Annotated in this window: 11 protein-coding genes, 6 tRNA genes and 3 rRNA genes (1 of these 20 cut by a window edge); all 20 read right to left on the bottom strand. The window is 54.9% G+C overall.

Annotated elements, in window-relative coordinates; genetic code table 11:
* Window positions 1-39: 39 nt before the first annotated feature.
* Complete coding sequence (gene rpoB / locus J3P84_RS03265) at window positions 40-4,113, bottom strand: DNA-directed RNA polymerase subunit beta (protein WP_434571472.1); 4,074 nt, start codon at window positions 4,111-4,113, stop codon at window positions 40-42.
* Between the two features lie 220 nt (window positions 4,114-4,333).
* Complete coding sequence (gene rplL / locus J3P84_RS03260; RefSeq protein WP_053125869.1) at window positions 4,334-4,699, bottom strand: 50S ribosomal protein L7/L12; 366 nt, start codon at window positions 4,697-4,699, stop codon at window positions 4,334-4,336.
* Window positions 4,700-4,777: 78 nt separating this feature from the next.
* Window positions 4,778-5,278, bottom strand: a complete 501-nt coding sequence (rplJ, locus tag J3P84_RS03255) for a 50S ribosomal protein L10 (protein ID WP_047230484.1) — start codon at window positions 5,276-5,278, stop codon at window positions 4,778-4,780.
* 197 nt (window positions 5,279-5,475) lie between these two features.
* Complete coding sequence (gene rplA, locus J3P84_RS03250; protein ID WP_030138521.1) at window positions 5,476-6,171, bottom strand: 50S ribosomal protein L1; 696 nt, start codon at window positions 6,169-6,171, stop codon at window positions 5,476-5,478.
* Window positions 6,171-6,602 (bottom strand): 50S ribosomal protein L11, encoded by a 432-nt coding sequence (gene rplK / locus J3P84_RS03245; protein ID WP_003176435.1) that lies wholly within the window; start codon window positions 6,600-6,602, stop codon window positions 6,171-6,173. Before rplK ends, rplA begins: the two co-directional genes overlap by 1 nt.
* A 117-nt stretch (window positions 6,603-6,719) precedes the next feature.
* Entirely contained in the window at window positions 6,720-7,253 is a 534-nt protein-coding gene (gene nusG, locus J3P84_RS03240) for a transcription termination/antitermination protein NusG (RefSeq protein WP_010443972.1), read from the bottom strand.
* Window positions 7,254-7,262: 9 nt separating this feature from the next.
* Window positions 7,263-7,631, bottom strand: coding sequence for a preprotein translocase subunit SecE (secE, locus tag J3P84_RS03235; RefSeq protein WP_024776457.1), 369 nt, complete (start codon window positions 7,629-7,631; stop codon window positions 7,263-7,265).
* A 45-nt stretch (window positions 7,632-7,676) separates the two neighbouring features.
* Window positions 7,677-7,752 (bottom strand) — tRNA-Trp (locus J3P84_RS03230).
* Window positions 7,753-7,805: 53 nt separating this feature from the next.
* Window positions 7,806-8,999 carry an elongation factor Tu gene (gene tuf, locus J3P84_RS03225; protein WP_003186103.1) on the bottom strand — a complete coding sequence of 398 codons (1,194 nt, stop codon included), beginning with the start codon at window positions 8,997-8,999 and terminating at the stop codon, window positions 7,806-7,808.
* 84 nt (window positions 9,000-9,083) lie between these two features.
* A tRNA-Thr gene (locus tag J3P84_RS03220) sits at window positions 9,084-9,159 on the bottom strand.
* Between the two features lie 26 nt (window positions 9,160-9,185).
* Window positions 9,186-9,259 (bottom strand) — tRNA-Gly (locus J3P84_RS03215).
* 24 nt (window positions 9,260-9,283) lie between these two features.
* A tRNA-Tyr gene (locus J3P84_RS03210) sits at window positions 9,284-9,368 on the bottom strand.
* 142 nt (window positions 9,369-9,510) lie between these two features.
* Window positions 9,511-9,966: a hypothetical protein gene (locus J3P84_RS03205; RefSeq protein ID WP_434627772.1), complete on the bottom strand. Its 456-nt coding sequence runs from the start codon at window positions 9,964-9,966 to the stop codon at window positions 9,511-9,513.
* An 8-nt stretch (window positions 9,967-9,974) separates the two neighbouring features.
* Window positions 9,975-10,724: a pantothenate kinase gene (locus J3P84_RS03200; RefSeq protein WP_434627769.1), complete on the bottom strand. Its 750-nt coding sequence runs from the start codon at window positions 10,722-10,724 to the stop codon at window positions 9,975-9,977.
* Complete coding sequence (gene birA, locus J3P84_RS03195) at window positions 10,714-11,670, bottom strand: bifunctional biotin--[acetyl-CoA-carboxylase] ligase/biotin operon repressor BirA (protein WP_434627766.1); 957 nt, start codon at window positions 11,668-11,670, stop codon at window positions 10,714-10,716. Before birA ends, J3P84_RS03200 begins: the two co-directional genes overlap by 11 nt.
* 132 nt (window positions 11,671-11,802) lie before the next feature.
* A 5S ribosomal RNA gene (rrf, locus tag J3P84_RS03190) occupies window positions 11,803-11,918 on the bottom strand.
* Window positions 11,919-12,082: 164 nt separating this feature from the next.
* Window positions 12,083-14,974: ribosomal RNA gene (locus tag J3P84_RS03185) — 23S ribosomal RNA — on the bottom strand.
* 251 nt (window positions 14,975-15,225) lie between these two features.
* Window positions 15,226-15,301, bottom strand: a tRNA-Ala gene (locus tag J3P84_RS03180).
* Between the two features lie 27 nt (window positions 15,302-15,328).
* Window positions 15,329-15,405, bottom strand: a tRNA-Ile gene (locus tag J3P84_RS03175).
* A 65-nt stretch (window positions 15,406-15,470) separates the two neighbouring features.
* A 16S ribosomal RNA gene (locus J3P84_RS03170) occupies window positions 15,471-15,615 on the bottom strand; it runs 1,394 nt beyond the window's last position.
* Together the 16S, 23S and 5S rRNA genes with 2 tRNA genes alongside form the textbook arrangement of a ribosomal RNA operon.

Genomic DNA, 15,615 nt, shown 5'->3' with positions numbered 1-15,615 from the left:
AGCGGGCAAGACAGCCCCGCTCTCGATTCGCGTCACGTGTTATTCGGTTTCCAGATCGATATCGATGCCGAGGGAACGAATTTCCTTGATCAACACGTTGAAGGACTCGGGCATGCCCGGCTCCATACGGTGATCGCCGTCCACGATGTTCTTGTACATCTTGGTCCGGCCGTTCACATCGTCCGACTTCACTGTGAGCATTTCTTGCAGAGTGTAAGCAGCACCGTACGCTTCCAGTGCCCAGACCTCCATCTCCCCGAAACGCTGACCACCGAACTGCGCCTTACCACCCAGCGGCTGCTGGGTAACCAGGCTGTAAGAACCGGTAGAACGAGCGTGCATCTTGTCGTCTACCAAGTGGTTCAGCTTCAGCATGTACATGTAGCCAACGGTAACCGGACGCTCGAACTTGTTGCCGGTACGGCCGTCGAAAAGCTGCATCTGGCCGCTTTCCGGCAGGTCTGCCAGTTTCAGCATGGCCTTGATTTCGCTTTCCTTGGCACCGTCGAACACCGGGGTAGCCATTGGAACGCCGCCGCGCAGGTTCTTCGCCAGGTCCAGGATTTCCTGGTCGGAGAAGGTATCCAGCTCTTCGTTGCGCCCGCCGATCTCGTTGTAGATCTCGTGCAGGAACTTACGCAGGTCGGCGACCTTGCGCTGCTCTTCGATCATGCGGTTGATCTTCTCGCCCAGACCTTTGGCCGCGAGGCCCAGGTGGGTTTCGAGGATCTGACCAACGTTCATACGCGAAGGTACGCCCAGCGGGTTGAGGACCACATCGACCGGGGTGCCATTGGCATCGTGCGGCATGTCTTCAACCGGCATGATCACGGAGACCACACCTTTGTTACCGTGACGACCGGCCATCTTGTCGCCCGGCTGGATACGACGACGGATTGCCAGGTAAACCTTGACGATCTTCAGCACGCCTGGAGCCAGGTCATCGCCCTGCTGCAGTTTGCGCTTCTTGTCTTCGAACTTGTCGTCCAGCAGACGGCGGCGATCAACGATGTAGGCCTGGGCCTTCTCGAGCTGCTCGTTCAGAGCGTCTTCAGCCATGCGCAGTTTGAACCACTGACCATGCTCAAGGCCGTCGAGAACTTCGTCGGTGATTTCCTGACCTTTCTTCAGGCCTGCGCCGCCTTCGGCCTTGTGGCCTACCAGAGCGGAACGCAGACGTTCGAAAGTCGCGCCTTCAACGATACGGAACTCTTCGTTCAGATCCTTGCGGATCTCGTCGAGCTGAGTCTTCTCGATGGACAATGCACGAGCATCACGCTCGACACCGTCACGGGTGAAGACCTGTACGTCGATGACGGTACCCTTGGTGCCGGTAGGCACACGCAGGGAGGTGTCTTTCACGTCGCTGGCTTTTTCACCGAAGATGGCACGCAGCAGTTTCTCTTCCGGAGTCAGTTGGGTCTCGCCTTTCGGAGTGACCTTGCCGACCAGGATGTCGCCTGCGCCTACTTCGGCACCTACGTAAACGATACCCGCTTCGTCCAGCTTGTTCAGTGCAGCCTCACCCACGTTCGGGATGTCCGCAGTGATTTCTTCCGGGCCAAGCTTGGTGTCACGGGCCACACAGGTCAGTTCCTGAATGTGGATCGTGGTGAAGCGGTCTTCCTGAACCACACGCTCGGACAGGCAGATGGAGTCTTCGAAGTTGAAGCCGTTCCATGCCATGAACGCGATGCGCATGTTCTGACCCAGTGCCAGTTCACCCATGTCGGTGGACGGGCCGTCGGCCATGATGTCGCTGCGCTGAACCCGATCACCCTTGCTCACCAGCGGACGCTGGTTGATGCAGGTGTTCTGGTTGGAGCGGGTGTACTTGGTCAGGTTGTAGATGTCGACACCGGCTTCGCCAGTTTCAACTTCGTCATCGGCAACACGAACCACGATACGGCTGGCATCGACGGAGTCGATCACGCCACCACGACGAGCCACGACGCAAACGCCGGAGTCACGGGCAACGTTACGCTCCATGCCGGTACCTACCAGCGGCTTGTCGGCACGCAGGGTCGGTACAGCTTGACGCTGCATGTTGGAACCCATCAACGCACGGTTGGCGTCGTCGTGCTCGAGGAACGGGATCAGCGACGCAGCAACCGAAACTACCTGCTTGGGCGATACGTCCATCAGGGTGACGTCTTCCGGCGCCTTGACGGTGAACTCGTTCAAGTGACGAACAGCTACCAGTTCGTCGGTCAGGACTTTCTTGTCGTTCATCGTGGCCGAAGCCTGGGCGATCACATGATCAGCTTCTTCGATGGCGGACAGGAATACGATCTCGTCGGTAACCAGGGCGTCTTTCACCACACGGTACGGGCTCTCAAGGAAACCGTACTGGTTGGTGCGCGCATAGGCAGCCAGGGAGTTGATCAGACCGATGTTCGGACCTTCCGGCGTTTCGATCGGGCATACGCGACCGTAGTGAGTCGGGTGTACGTCACGAACTTCGAAGCCTGCACGCTCACGAGTCAGACCGCCTGGGCCGAGTGCGGAGACACGACGCTTGTGGGTGATCTCGGACAGCGGGTTGTTCTGGTCCATGAACTGCGACAGCTGGCTCGAACCGAAGAACTCCTTCACCGCCGCAGCCACTGGCTTGGCGTTGATCAGGTCTTGCGGCATCAGGCCTTCGCTTTCAGCCATCGACAGACGTTCCTTGACCGCGCGCTCGACACGCACCAGGCCAACACGGAACTGGTTCTCGGCCATCTCGCCTACGCAGCGGACACGACGGTTACCCAGGTGGTCGATGTCATCGACGATGCCTTTGCCGTTACGGATGTCGACCAGGGTCTTGAGCACCGCAACGATGTCGTCCTTGTTCAGCACGCCCGAACCTTCAATCTCGGTACGACCGATACGACGGTTGAACTTCATCCGGCCGACCGCAGACAGGTCATAGCGCTCAGGGCTGAAGAACAGGTTGTTGAACAGGGTCTCGGCGGCATCCTTGGTTGGCGGCTCGCCAGGACGCATCATGCGATAGATCTCGACCAGGGCTTCCAGTTGGTTGCCGGTGGAGTCGATCTTCAGCGTATCGGAGATGAACGGACCGCAGTCGATATCGTTGGTGTACAGAGTCTCGATGCGAACAACCTGAGCCTTGGCGATTTTCGCCAGGATCTCGGTGGTCAGCTCGGTATTGCACTCGGCAATGATCTCGCCAGTGGCCGGATGCACGATGACCTTGGCGGTGGTGCGACCCAGGACGTAGTCCATCGGCACCTGCAGCTCTTTGATCCCGGCTTTTTCCAGCTGGTTGATGTGGCGAGCGGTGATACGACGACCTTGCTCGACAATAACCTTGCCCTTGTCATCCTGGATATCCAGGACGGCGATTTCACCGCGCAGGCGCTGAGGCACCAACTCCAGGCTCAGGTTTTCACCCTGCACATGGAAGACGTTGGTGGTGTAGAACGCGTCCAGCACTTCCTCGGTGGTATAGCCGAGCGCGCGCAGCAATACCGATGCAGGCAGCTTGCGACGACGGTCGATACGCACGAATACGCAGTCTTTCGGGTCGAACTCGAAGTCCAGCCACGAACCGCGGTAAGGAATGATGCGCGCGGAGTAGAGCAGTTTGCCGGAGCTGTGCGTCTTGCCACGGTCGTGGTCGAAGAACACGCCCGGAGAACGGTGCAGCTGGGAAACGATTACACGCTCGGTACCGTTGATTACGAAGGTACCGTTTTCAGTCATCAGGGGGATTTCACCCATGTAGACTTCTTGCTCTTTGATGTCCTTGATCGCTTTGTTCGACGATTCTTTGTCGAAAATGATCAGGCGCACTTTTACCCGCAAAGGTACGGCGTAAGTCACACCGCGCAATACGCATTCTTTGACATCAAATGCCGGTTCGCCCAGGCGATAACCGACGTACTCCAGCGCAGCATTGCCGGAGTAGCTGATGATCGGGAAAACGGATTTGAAGGCCGCATGCAGGCCCACGTCGCGGAACTGATCTTTAGTCGCTCCCGCTTGCAAGAATTCACGATACGAATCCAGCTGGATGGCCAGGAGGTACGGCACATCCATGACGTCCGGCAACTTGCTAAAGTCCTTGCGGATACGTTTTTTCTCAGTATATGAGTAAGCCATCAGCGTTCCCCAGCTTGGTCACCTGCTTGTTTGGCCCCTCCCGACGGGAGCAGCCAGAAAATCGTGCAAACCCCTTGGTTTGCGCCACCACATCGGGTGGTTACAGCGCGTGATCAGCACCGACCCAGTCGGCTGCCAATAACGGAAAAAGGCCGGTGGCAAGAGCCACCAGCCATCAGCCTGTCGCTTAACGCTCGGGCTGGAGACGCAAAGTCGATGCTTACTTCAGCTCGACTTTAGCGCCTGCTTCTTCCAGTACTGCTTTGGCTTTGTCAGCTGCGTCTTTGGCAACAGCTTCCAGAACCATGGCAGGAGCGCCGTCAACTACAGCCTTGGCTTCTTTCAGGCCCAGACCGGTCAGTTCACGTACTGCCTTGATCACGTTAACTTTCTTCTCGCCAGCTTCGGTCAGCATGACGTTGAATTCGGTTTGCTCTTCAACAACAGCGGCAGCAGCAGCTGGACCAGCGGAAGCAGCAGCAGCGGAAACGCCGAATTTTTCTTCGAAAGCTTTGATCAGCTCAACAACCTGCAGAACCGACATTTCAGCTACGGCGTTGAGGATATCGTCTTGGGAGATAGACATTACTGTATTTCCTGAATTGGGGGACGGCCTACGCGGCCATCGAAATAAACAAAAAAGCGCGAGAGAAAGTGCTCAGCCTTAGGCCGCGGCAGCTTCTTTTTGCTCGCGAACTGCAGCCAGAGTACGAGCCAGCTTGCTGGTGGCGCCTTGAATCACGCTCATCAACTGCGAAATGGCTTCGTCGCGGGTCGGCAGTGTTGCCAGTACATCGATCTGATTAGCTGCGAGGAACTTGCCCTCGAACGCAGCTGCCTTGATCTCGAACTTGTCCTGACCCTTGGCGAATTCCTTGAACAAACGGGCAGCAGCGCCTGGATGATCTTTGGAGAACGCGATCAGGGTCGGGCCGGTGAACACGTCGTTGAGAACACTGTATTCAGTGTCAGCAACAGCGCGCTTGAGCAGGGTGTTACGTACGACACGTACATAAACGCCAGCTTCACGGGCCTCTTTACGGAGTCCGGTCATTGCGCCTACTGTTACGCCACGGGCATCAGCCACGACAGCGGACAGAGCGACTTTGGCAGCCTCGTTGACTTCAGCGACGATGGCCTTCTTGTCTTCGAGATTAATTGCCACGGGTTTAACTCCTGCTTGTTACCGTTTCATCCGATCGAAACCGAATGTCGTTTTGGTGTCTGATTCGGTAAGGAACCGGGAGCACCATCTGCGTAGGCTTGTGGTTTAAGACTTGCGTCGCCTACGGTCTTGGACAGCCCCCGCCAGGCAGGGACCCCAATATGTGATTGGCGCAATCGCTTGCGCCAACCTGAGTCTTACGCGTCGAGCGAGCTCTGATCGATGATCAGACCTGGGCCCATAGTGGTGCTCAGGGTAACGCGCTTGACGTAGATACCTTTCGAAGAAGCTGGCTTGATACGCTTCAGATCAGCGATCAGGGCTTCAACGTTTTCCTTCAGCTTGACGGCGTCGAAGCCGATCTTGCCAACGGAAGTGTGGATGATGCCGTTTTTGTCGGTGCGATAACGAACCTGACCAGCCTTGGCGTTTTTAACCGCGGTGGCTACGTCTGGAGTCACGGTACCAACCTTAGGGTTAGGCATCAGGCCACGTGGACCGAGGATCTGACCCAACTGACCTACAACACGCATGGCATCCGGGGATGCGATCACGACGTCATAGTTCAGGTCGCCGCCTTTCATTTCGGCAGCCAGGTCGTCCATGCCTACGCGATCAGCGCCAGCAGCCAGAGCAGCTTCAGCTGCAGGGCCCTGAGTGAACACGGCAACACGTACGGTCTTGCCAGTGCCGTGTGGCAGCACGGTAGCGCTACGAACGACCTGGTCGGATTTACGTGGGTCAACGCCCAGGTTTACAGCAACGTCGAACGACTCGCTGAACTTGACAGTCGACAGCTCGGCCAGCAGAGCGGCGGCGTCTACAAAGTTGTAGGCCTTGCCTGCTTCGATTTTGCCGGCGATAGCCTTTTGACGCTTGGTCAGCTTAGCCATTACACACCCTCCACGTTAAGGCCCATGCTACGAGCAGAACCGGCGATAGTACGCACGGCTGCATCCATATCAGCTGCAGTCAGATCCGCGTTTTTGGTTTTCGCGATTTCTTCCAGCTGAGCACGGGTAACGGTGCCAACCTTAACGGTGTTTGGACGAGCGGAACCGCTGGTCAAACCTGCAGCCTTCTTCAGCAGAACCGAAGCAGGGGTGCTTTTTGTTTCGAAAGTGAAGCTACGGTCGCTGTAGACAGTGATGATCACTGGAGTCGGCAGACCTGGCTCAAGACCCTGGGTACGGGCGTTGAAAGCCTTGCAGAATTCCATGATGTTCACGCCGTGCTGACCCAGTGCAGGACCAACGGGTGGGCTTGGGTTAGCCTGAGCGGCCTTCACTTGCAGCTTGATGTAAGCGGTAATCTTCTTGGCCATGAGGCACTCCAATTACGGGTTCGAACGCCTCGAAAGGCTCCCCGGTTGCTTGCGCGTTTATCCCAGTGACGACAAAACCCCACAGCCTTGGGCTGCGGGGTTGGGATGCCTGCTCAATCAGACCTTTTCGACCTGACTGAACTCCAACTCTACCGGAGTAGAGCGACCGAAAATGAGCACTGCCACTTGGATCCGGCTCTTTTCGTAGTTAACTTCTTCGACCGTACCATTGAAGTCGGCGAATGGACCATCAGTGACCCGTACAACTTCACCTGGTTCAAACAACGTCTTCGGCTTCGGTTTGTCGCTACCATCAGCGACGCGACGCAGAATTGCTTCTGCCTCTTTGTCAGTGATCGGCGCAGGCTTGTCGGCGGTTCCGCCGATGAAGCCCATCACCCGAGGGGTATCCTTGACCAAGTGCCAAGTCCCTTCGTTCATATCCATCTGTACCAGCACATAGCCTGGAAAGAACTTGCGTTCACTTTTGCGCTTCTGGCCGTTACGCATCTCCACCACTTCTTCAGTGGGGACCAGAATCTCGCCAAAGCCATCTTCCATGCCAGCCAGCTTTACGCGCTCTATCAGCGAGCGCATGACATGCTTCTCGTAACCCGAGTAAGCATGCACAACGTACCAACGCTTAGCCACGGGACACCCTTAGCCAACAATCAAGGAAACAAGCCAGCCGAGCAGGGAATCAAGCCCCCACAACAGCAACGCCATTACCAGAACAACAGCCACAACGATCAACGTGGTCTGCGTGGTTTCTTGGCGAGTCGGCCATACGACTTTACGAATCTCGGTGCGAGCTTCCTTAGCGAGTACAAAGAAAGACTTGCCCTTGGCTGTTTGCAGGCCTACAAAGGCAGCAACAGCAGCAATAGCGAGTAATGCAAGTACGCGGTACAGGATCGGCGAAGCAGAAAAATACTGATTGCCGACAACGCCAACAACCACCAAAGCGACTACCACTAGCCACTTGAGCAGATCGAAGCGAGAGCCTTGAGCTTCAGCTTTAGGAGTCATCTATGAAGATCCTGTGAAAAGAAAGCCAGACACACCGAGTGAATCTGGCAGGTCAGGAGGGAATCGAACCCCCAACCTACGGTTTTGGAGACCGTCGCTCTGCCAATTGAGCTACTGACCTAAAACAAAATCAGGCCGACCATTATGCCGGCCCGAAAAAGACATTACAACTGTTTACTCGATGACTTTGGCTACGACGCCAGCGCCGACGGTACGACCGCCTTCACGGATAGCGAAACGCAGACCGTCTTCCATCGCGATGGTCTTGATCAGAGTGACGGTCATCTGGATGTTGTCACCTGGCATTACCATTTCAACGCCTTCTGGCAGCTCGCAGTTACCAGTCACGTCAGTTGTACGGAAGTAGAACTGTGGACGGTAGCCTTTGAAGAACGGAGTATGACGGCCGCCTTCTTCCTTGCTCAGAACGTAAACTTCTGCGGTGAACTTGGTGTGCGGCTTGACGGTACCTGGCTTGACCAGAACCTGGCCACGCTCAACGTCGTCACGCTTGGTGCCGCGCAGCAGCACGCCGCAGTTCTCGCCAGCACGACCTTCGTCGAGCAGCTTGCGGAACATTTCAACGCCGGTGCAGGTAGTTTTCTGAGTGTCGCGCAGACCGACGATCTCAACTTCTTCCTGAATACGGACGATGCCACGCTCAACACGACCAGTCACAACAGTACCGCGACCGGAGATCGAGAATACGTCTTCGATTGGCATCAGGAACGGCTTGTCGATAGCACGCTCAGGCTCTGGGATGTAGCTGTCCAGAGTCTCAACCAGCTTCTTCACCGCAGTGGTGCCCATTTCGTTGTCGTCTTGGCCGTTCAGAGCCATCAAAGCCGAACCGATGATGATTGGAGTGTCATCACCTGGGAAGTCGTAAGTGCTCAACAGGTCGCGCACTTCCATCTCAACCAGTTCCAGCAGCTCAGCGTCGTCAACCATGTCAGCCTTGTTCAGGAAGACAACGATGTACGGAACGCCTACCTGACGGGACAGCAGGATGTGCTCACGGGTTTGCGGCATCGGACCATCGGCGGCCGAGCAAACCAGGATCGCGCCGTCCATCTGGGCAGCACCGGTGATCATGTTTTTTACGTAGTCGGCGTGACCTGGGCAGTCAACGTGTGCGTAGTGACGCACGGCCGAATCGTATTCAACGTGAGCGGTGTTGATGGTGATACCACGAGCTTTTTCTTCCGGGGCGCTGTCGATCTTGTCGAAGTCAACCTTGGCCGAACCGAAAACTTCGGAGCAGACACGGGTCAGAGCAGCGGTCAGCGTGGTTTTACCGTGGTCGACGTGACCGATGGTACCAACGTTGACGTGCGGCTTATTACGTTCGAACTTTTCCTTAGCCATCGAAATCACCCCTAGGAGAAGAATTTAGCGAGTCACACGAGCCATTAAAACAAAGGCAGATATTTTCATATCTGCCTTGTAATATGGAGCTCTTGAGCGGATTTGAACCGCTGACCTCACCCTTACCAAGGGTGTGCTCTACCAACTGAGCTACAAGAGCAAAACACTTTGCACAACCTGCAAACTTGGAGCGGGTAGCGGGAATCGAACCCGCATCATCAGCTTGGAAGGCTGAGGTTCTACCACTAAACTATACCCGCGGAGCTTGCAGCTCACGCTAAAACTGGTGGAGGGGGAAGGATTCGAACCTTCGAAGTCGTAGACGTCAGATTTACAGTCTGATCCCTTTGGCCGCTCGGGAACCCCTCCTAAGCGAGCCGGCATTCTATATCATGCCAGCCTTCTGTCAAGCATTTTCTCATAAAAAACCTGAGGTTAGCTGCGTTGACGCCGCTTCGTACCGATGACCGTTAAAGGTCTTCACTGCGAAGCGGGCGCCATTCTATGCAAACTACCCAGCAGGCGCAACCCCTTCGCAAGGCATTATTTTATGTTTTAACTCATTGAATTCTTTGGAAAGGTTTTGAAGCAGCACCTCATTCATCTTCGCCGCGCTGTCCGGTGGAACCTGGACCCAGAATCCACCAGACTCTGGAGACGCTGGCGAGCTAAACGTAACGGTACGGCCCGCAACCCCCGAAGAAACCAGTCGCTGCTCCAGTTGCCTGGCCAGCTCCGGGCGAACGAAGCCACCCAGGTAGTTGCAGTTCTTTTGCCCTTCACTCGATTTACCCGGCTCACGCCTGACTAGCGCATCCGCCGTCTCGCTCAGGAGATGGATGTCTTGCTGCGAACCTCGATACAGGCTCAGCGGAGTGACATCCTTGGCGCGAAGCGGGACCTCTTGCTGATGCCAGATGTAATAGAAGCCATTTAAAACCAGCAACAACAAAAATAGCCACCGCATAGAAAACCTCAAGACAAAGGACAAGCCATCGCCAAACCAACAAAAACCAGGTCAGGCACGACCTTGGCATCTGGAACAACCCCGGAAACCAGATCGGCATCCCCTCCCGTTAGAAACACCTCGAAATCCTCTCCCCAATATTGCCGCGCCAATTCGAGCTGAGTCAGCACGAAGCCTCTCAACATCAGCATACAACCACGCTCCACCGCCTCGACCGTTGCCCTGCCAGGAGCAAGACTCTCGTGAGCCCGTTCTGCAGCAGTATCGTCATAGCGGATTCGCCGGGTATGGGTACGTAACTGGTTACGCATCAGAGGCATACCAGGGCAGATGAACCCTCCCAAGTGCTGCCCGTCAGGCGCTACGAAATCTGCCGTGATTGCCGTACCAAAATCCAGAACCAGGCATGCGCCCGAAGCCAGGTGGTACCCACCGAGCAAAGCCAGCCATCGATCAAGCCCCAAGCGCTCATAGTCTTCATAACCGTTTGTAACGCCCGCCATCTCTTGGGTAGGTGTTGCGCGAGCCACGGAGACGCCAAATGTCTCTACCAGGGAGGCGACCAACAAATCGGTCTCCTCAGAAGTCCTGACGCTGACAAGACGGCATTTTTTCAGCTGAAATTTATCTGAGCCTGTCAGGCTCGCAAGCAAATCGCTATCCGAGCCGACTACCCCACCGCCGACAGGGGTGACGCCATCTGCACGAACAACGCGCCACTTGATAAAACTATTGCCGCAATCAAGCTCAAGAATCATCACGCAACCTCAAGCTGAGCTCGCCACCACTGAATATCTTTTCCACACCATCCACCTTCAAACGCAGCGCACCTTGGCGATCAATGCCCATCACCACGCCGTCAATCCGATTGATACCGGCAATCAGCGACACAGCCCGCCCCTGCCACAAATGGTATTGCTCCCACTCCGACTGGATCGCTGCAAATCCCGACGCATGATGCAGCTCCAGATACCCCTGAAGCTTTCCACTCATTCGCGCCACCAACTCGTTCCGGTCAAAATCACGACCCGCTTCAAGACTCATGGACGTCCACTGCTGATCAACTTCATCAGTCGATTGCATATTCACGTTTACCCCGACACCCAGGACAACGTGACAAACATCCGCAGGGTCGCCTACCAACTCAAGCAGTATGCCGGCGATTTTCTTTTCACCTACCAACACATCGTTAGGCCACTTCAACCCTGCCTCAACGACTCCCATGTCACGCAACGAATGCATGACAGCGAGCCCGACGACAAGACTAAGCCCCTCAATCTGCCGCATGCCACCGTCAATGCGCAGCACCAGGCTGTAATAGAGGTTTTCGGCGAATGGGCTGACCCATTTGCGGCCGCGACGTCCCCGACCGGCTATCTGCCGCTCGGCCAGAACAAGGAATGGCGCTTCCACGCCACGCCCGATGGACCGCAGCGCTTCGGCATTAGTGGAGTCAATCGAATCAAACAGGTGAACAGGCCACTCACAGCCTTCTGCCGCGCGGATTTCGGCCGCATCCAAAAGCAACAGCGGCTTCGCCAGGCGATACCCCTTGCCTCGAACCTTATGCACAGACAAGCCTAACTCCGCCTCCAGGTGCTGCAATTGTTTCCATACCGCACTACGACTGATACCTAACCCAGCACCCAGCGCCTGGCCCGAATGGAAACGGCCGTCCTTCAGAAGTTTTAGCAACGTGAGCATACGAACTGCGCCTGATAACGAGGCCCGCATGATAGCCATGCACAAGACGGTTGCATAGAAACACCCAAGCGCTTTCCTGCGGGCAAAACAAAACCCCTACCTGCGTCAGCAGATAGGGGTTTCGGAATTTAATCTTGACGATGACCTACTCTCACATGGGGAAACCCCACACTACCATCGGCGATGCATCGTTTCACTTCTGAGTTCGGGATGGGATCAGGTGGTTCCAATGCTCTATGGTCGTCAAGAAATTCGGTAGCCAGCGCGTGCCTTGCGGTCACGTTCCAGCGAATGGGTATGCGATAGTTTGTGGGTTTTGACTCGAACTTTCGGTTCATTTCGTCTTCACACACCGCAATCTGGTGCCTTTCTCCGTTTCCAGAGCAGGATCAGCAAATTGCTTGGGTGTTATATGGTCAAGCCTCACGGGCAATTAGTACAGGTTAGCTCAACGCCTCACAGCGCTTACACACCCTGCCTATCAACGTCGTAGTCTTCGACGGCCCTTCAGGGGACTCAAGGTCCCAGTGAGATCTCATCTTGAGGCAAGTTTCCCGCTTAGATGCTTTCAGCGGTTATCTTTTCCGAACATAGCTACCCGGCAATGCCACTGGCGTGACAACCGGAACACCAGAGGTTCGTCCACTCCGGTCCTCTCGTACTAGGAGCAGCCCCTCTCAAATCTCAAACGTCCACGGCAGATAGGGACCGAACTGTCTCACGACGTTCTAAACCCAGCTCGCGTACCACTTTAAATGGCGAACAGCCATACCCTTGGGACCGGCTTCAGCCCCAGGATGTGATGAGCCGACATCGAGGTGCCAAACACCGCCGTCGATATGAACTCTTGGGCGGTATCAGCCTGTTATCCCCGGAGTACCTTTTATCCGTTGAGCGATGGCCCTTCCATACAGAACCACCGGATCACTAAGACCTACTTTCGTACCTGCTCGACGTGTCTGTCTCGCAGTCAAGCGCGCTTTTGCCTTTATACTCTACGACCGATTTCCGACCGGTCTGAGCGCACCTTCGTACTCCTCCGTTACTCTTTAGGAGGAGACCGCCCCAGTCAAACTACCCACCATACACTGTCCTCGATCCGGATAACGGACCTGAGTTAGAACCTCAAAGTTGCCAGGGTGGTATTTCAAGGATGGCTCCACGCAGACTGGCGTCCACGCTTCAAAGCCTCCCACCTATCCTACACAAGCAAATTCAAAGTCCAGTGCAAAGCTATAGTAAAGGTTCACGGGGTCTTTCCGTCTAGCCGCGGATACACTGCATCTTCACAGCGATTTCAATTTCACTGAGTCTCGGGTGGAGACAGCGCCGCCATCGTTACGCCATTCGTGCAGGTCGGAACTTACCCGACAAGGAATTTCGCTACCTTAGGACCGTTATAGTTACGGCCGCCGTTTACCGGGGCTTCGATCAAGAGCTTCGCGTTAGCTAACCCCATCAATTAACCTTCCGGCACCGGGCAGGCGTCACACCCTATACGTCCACTTTCGTGTTTGCAGAGTGCTGTGTTTTTAATAAACAGTCGCAGCGGCCTGGTATCTTCGACCGGCGTGGGCTTACGCAGCAAGTGCTTCACCCTCACCGGCGCACCTTCTCCCGAAGTTACGGTGCCATTTTGCCTAGTTCCTTCACCCGAGTTCTCTCAAGCGCCTTGGTATTCTCTACCCAACCACCTGTGTCGGTTTGGGGTACGGTTCCTGGTTACCTGAAGCTTAGAAGCTTTTCTTGGAAGCATGGCATCAACCACTTCGTCACCCAAAGGGTAACTCGTCATCAGCTCTCGGCCTTAAGATCCCGGATTTACCTAAGATCTCAGCCTACCACCTTAAACTTGGACAACCAACGCCAAGCTGGCCTAGCCTTCTCCGTCCCTCCATCGCAATAACCAGAAGTACAGGAATATTAACCTGTTTTCCATCGACTACGCTTTTCAGCCTCGCCTTAGGGACCGACTAACCCTGCGTCGATTAACGTTGCGCAGGAAACCTTGGTCTTTCGGCGTGGGTGTTTTTCACACCCATTGTCGTTACTCATGTCAGCATTCGCACTTCTGATACCTCCAGCAAGCTTCTCAACTCACCTTCACAGGCTTACAGAACGCTCCTCTACCGCATCACTTGCGTGATACCCGTAGCTTCGGTGTATGGTTTGAGCCCCGTTACATCTTCCGCGCAGGCCGACTCGACTAGTGAGCTATTACGCTTTCTTTAAAGGGTGGCTGCTTCTAAGCCAACCTCCTAGCTGTCTAAGCCTTCCCACATCGTTTCCCACTTAACCATAACTTTGGGACCTTAGCTGACGGTCTGGGTTGTTTCCCTTTTCACGACGGACGTTAGCACCCGCCGTGTGTCTCCCATGCTCGGCACTTGTAGGTATTCGGAGTTTGCATCGGTTTGGTAAGTCGGGATGACCCCCTAGCCGAAACAGTGCTCTACCCCCTACAGTGATACATGAGGCGCTACCTAAATAGCTTTCGAGGAGAACCAGCTATCTCCGAGCTTGATTAGCCTTTCACTCCGATCCACAGGTCATCCGCTAACTTTTCAACGGTAGTCGGTTCGGTCCTCCAGTCAGTGTTACCTAACCTTCAACCTGCCCATGGATAGATCGCCCGGTTTCGGGTCTATTCCCAGCGACTAGACGCCCTATTAAGACTCGCTTTCGCTACGCCTCCCCTATTCGGTTAAGCTCGCCACTGAAAATAAGTCGCTGACCCATTATACAAAAGGTACGCAGTCACCCAACAAAGTGGGCTCCCACTGCTTGTACGCATACGGTTTCAGGATCTATTTCACTCCCCTCTCCGGGGTTCTTTTCGCCTTTCCCTCACGGTACTAGTTCACTATCGGTCAGTCAGTAGTATTTAGCCTTGGAGGATGGTCCCCCCATATTCAGACAAAGTTTCTCGTGCTCCGTCCTACTCGATTTCACTTCTAAGATCCTTTCGCGTACAGGGCTATCACCCACTATGGCCGCACTTTCCAGAGCGTTCCGCTAAAATCAAAGAAGCTTAAGGGCTAGTCCCCGTTCGCTCGCCACTACTAAGGGAATCTCGGTTGATTTCTTTTCCTCAGGGTACTTAGATGTTTCAGTTCCCCTGGTTCGCCTCTTGCACCTATGTATTCAGTACAAGATAACCATCTTATGATGGCTGGGTTCCCCCATTCAGACATCTCCGGATCACAGTCTGTTTGCCGACTCCCCGAAGCTTTTCGCAGGCTACCACGTCTTTCATCGCCTCTGACTGCCAAGGCATCCACCGTATGCGCTTCTTCACTTGACCATATAACCCCAAGCAATCTGGTTATACTGTGAAGACGACATTCGCCGAAAATTCGAATTTCTCAACTAAGAGAACTCACAAATTTTACCTTAGCCTGAGCCGTTACCAGTGAAAGTAACGTTCAGTCTATCTTTCTATCACATACCCAAATTTTTAAAGAACGATCTAATCAAAAGACTAGAAATCAACATTCAGGCACCGTACGGTGGAATGCTCATTTCTAAGCTTTAAACGTTGGTACCAATCTGTAATGGTGGAGCCAAGCGGGATCGAACCGCTGACCTCCTGCGTGCAAGGCAGGCGCTCTCCCAGCTGAGCTATGGCCCCGTATCGCTACAGGGAACACCATGAAATTGGTGGGTCTGGGCAGATTCGAACTGCCGACCTCACCCTTATCAGGGGTGCGCTCTAACCAACTGAGCTACAGACCCAATCGTCTTCTTCAATGAATCAAGCAATTCGTGTGGGAGCTCATGAAGCTGCTGCGGTCGTCGATTAAGGAGGTGATCCAGCCGCAGGTTCCCCTACGGCTACCTTGTTACGACTTCACCCCAGTCATGAATCACACCGTGGTAACCGTCCTCCCGAAGGTTAGACTAGCTACTTCTGGTGCAACCCACTCCCATGGTGTGACGGGCGGT

This window comes from Pseudomonas sp. Z1-29 (genome assembly GCF_051131995.1).
GTDB lineage: Bacteria > Pseudomonadota > Gammaproteobacteria > Pseudomonadales > Pseudomonadaceae > Aquipseudomonas.
This window is presented reverse-complemented; position numbering and strand designations above follow the sequence as displayed.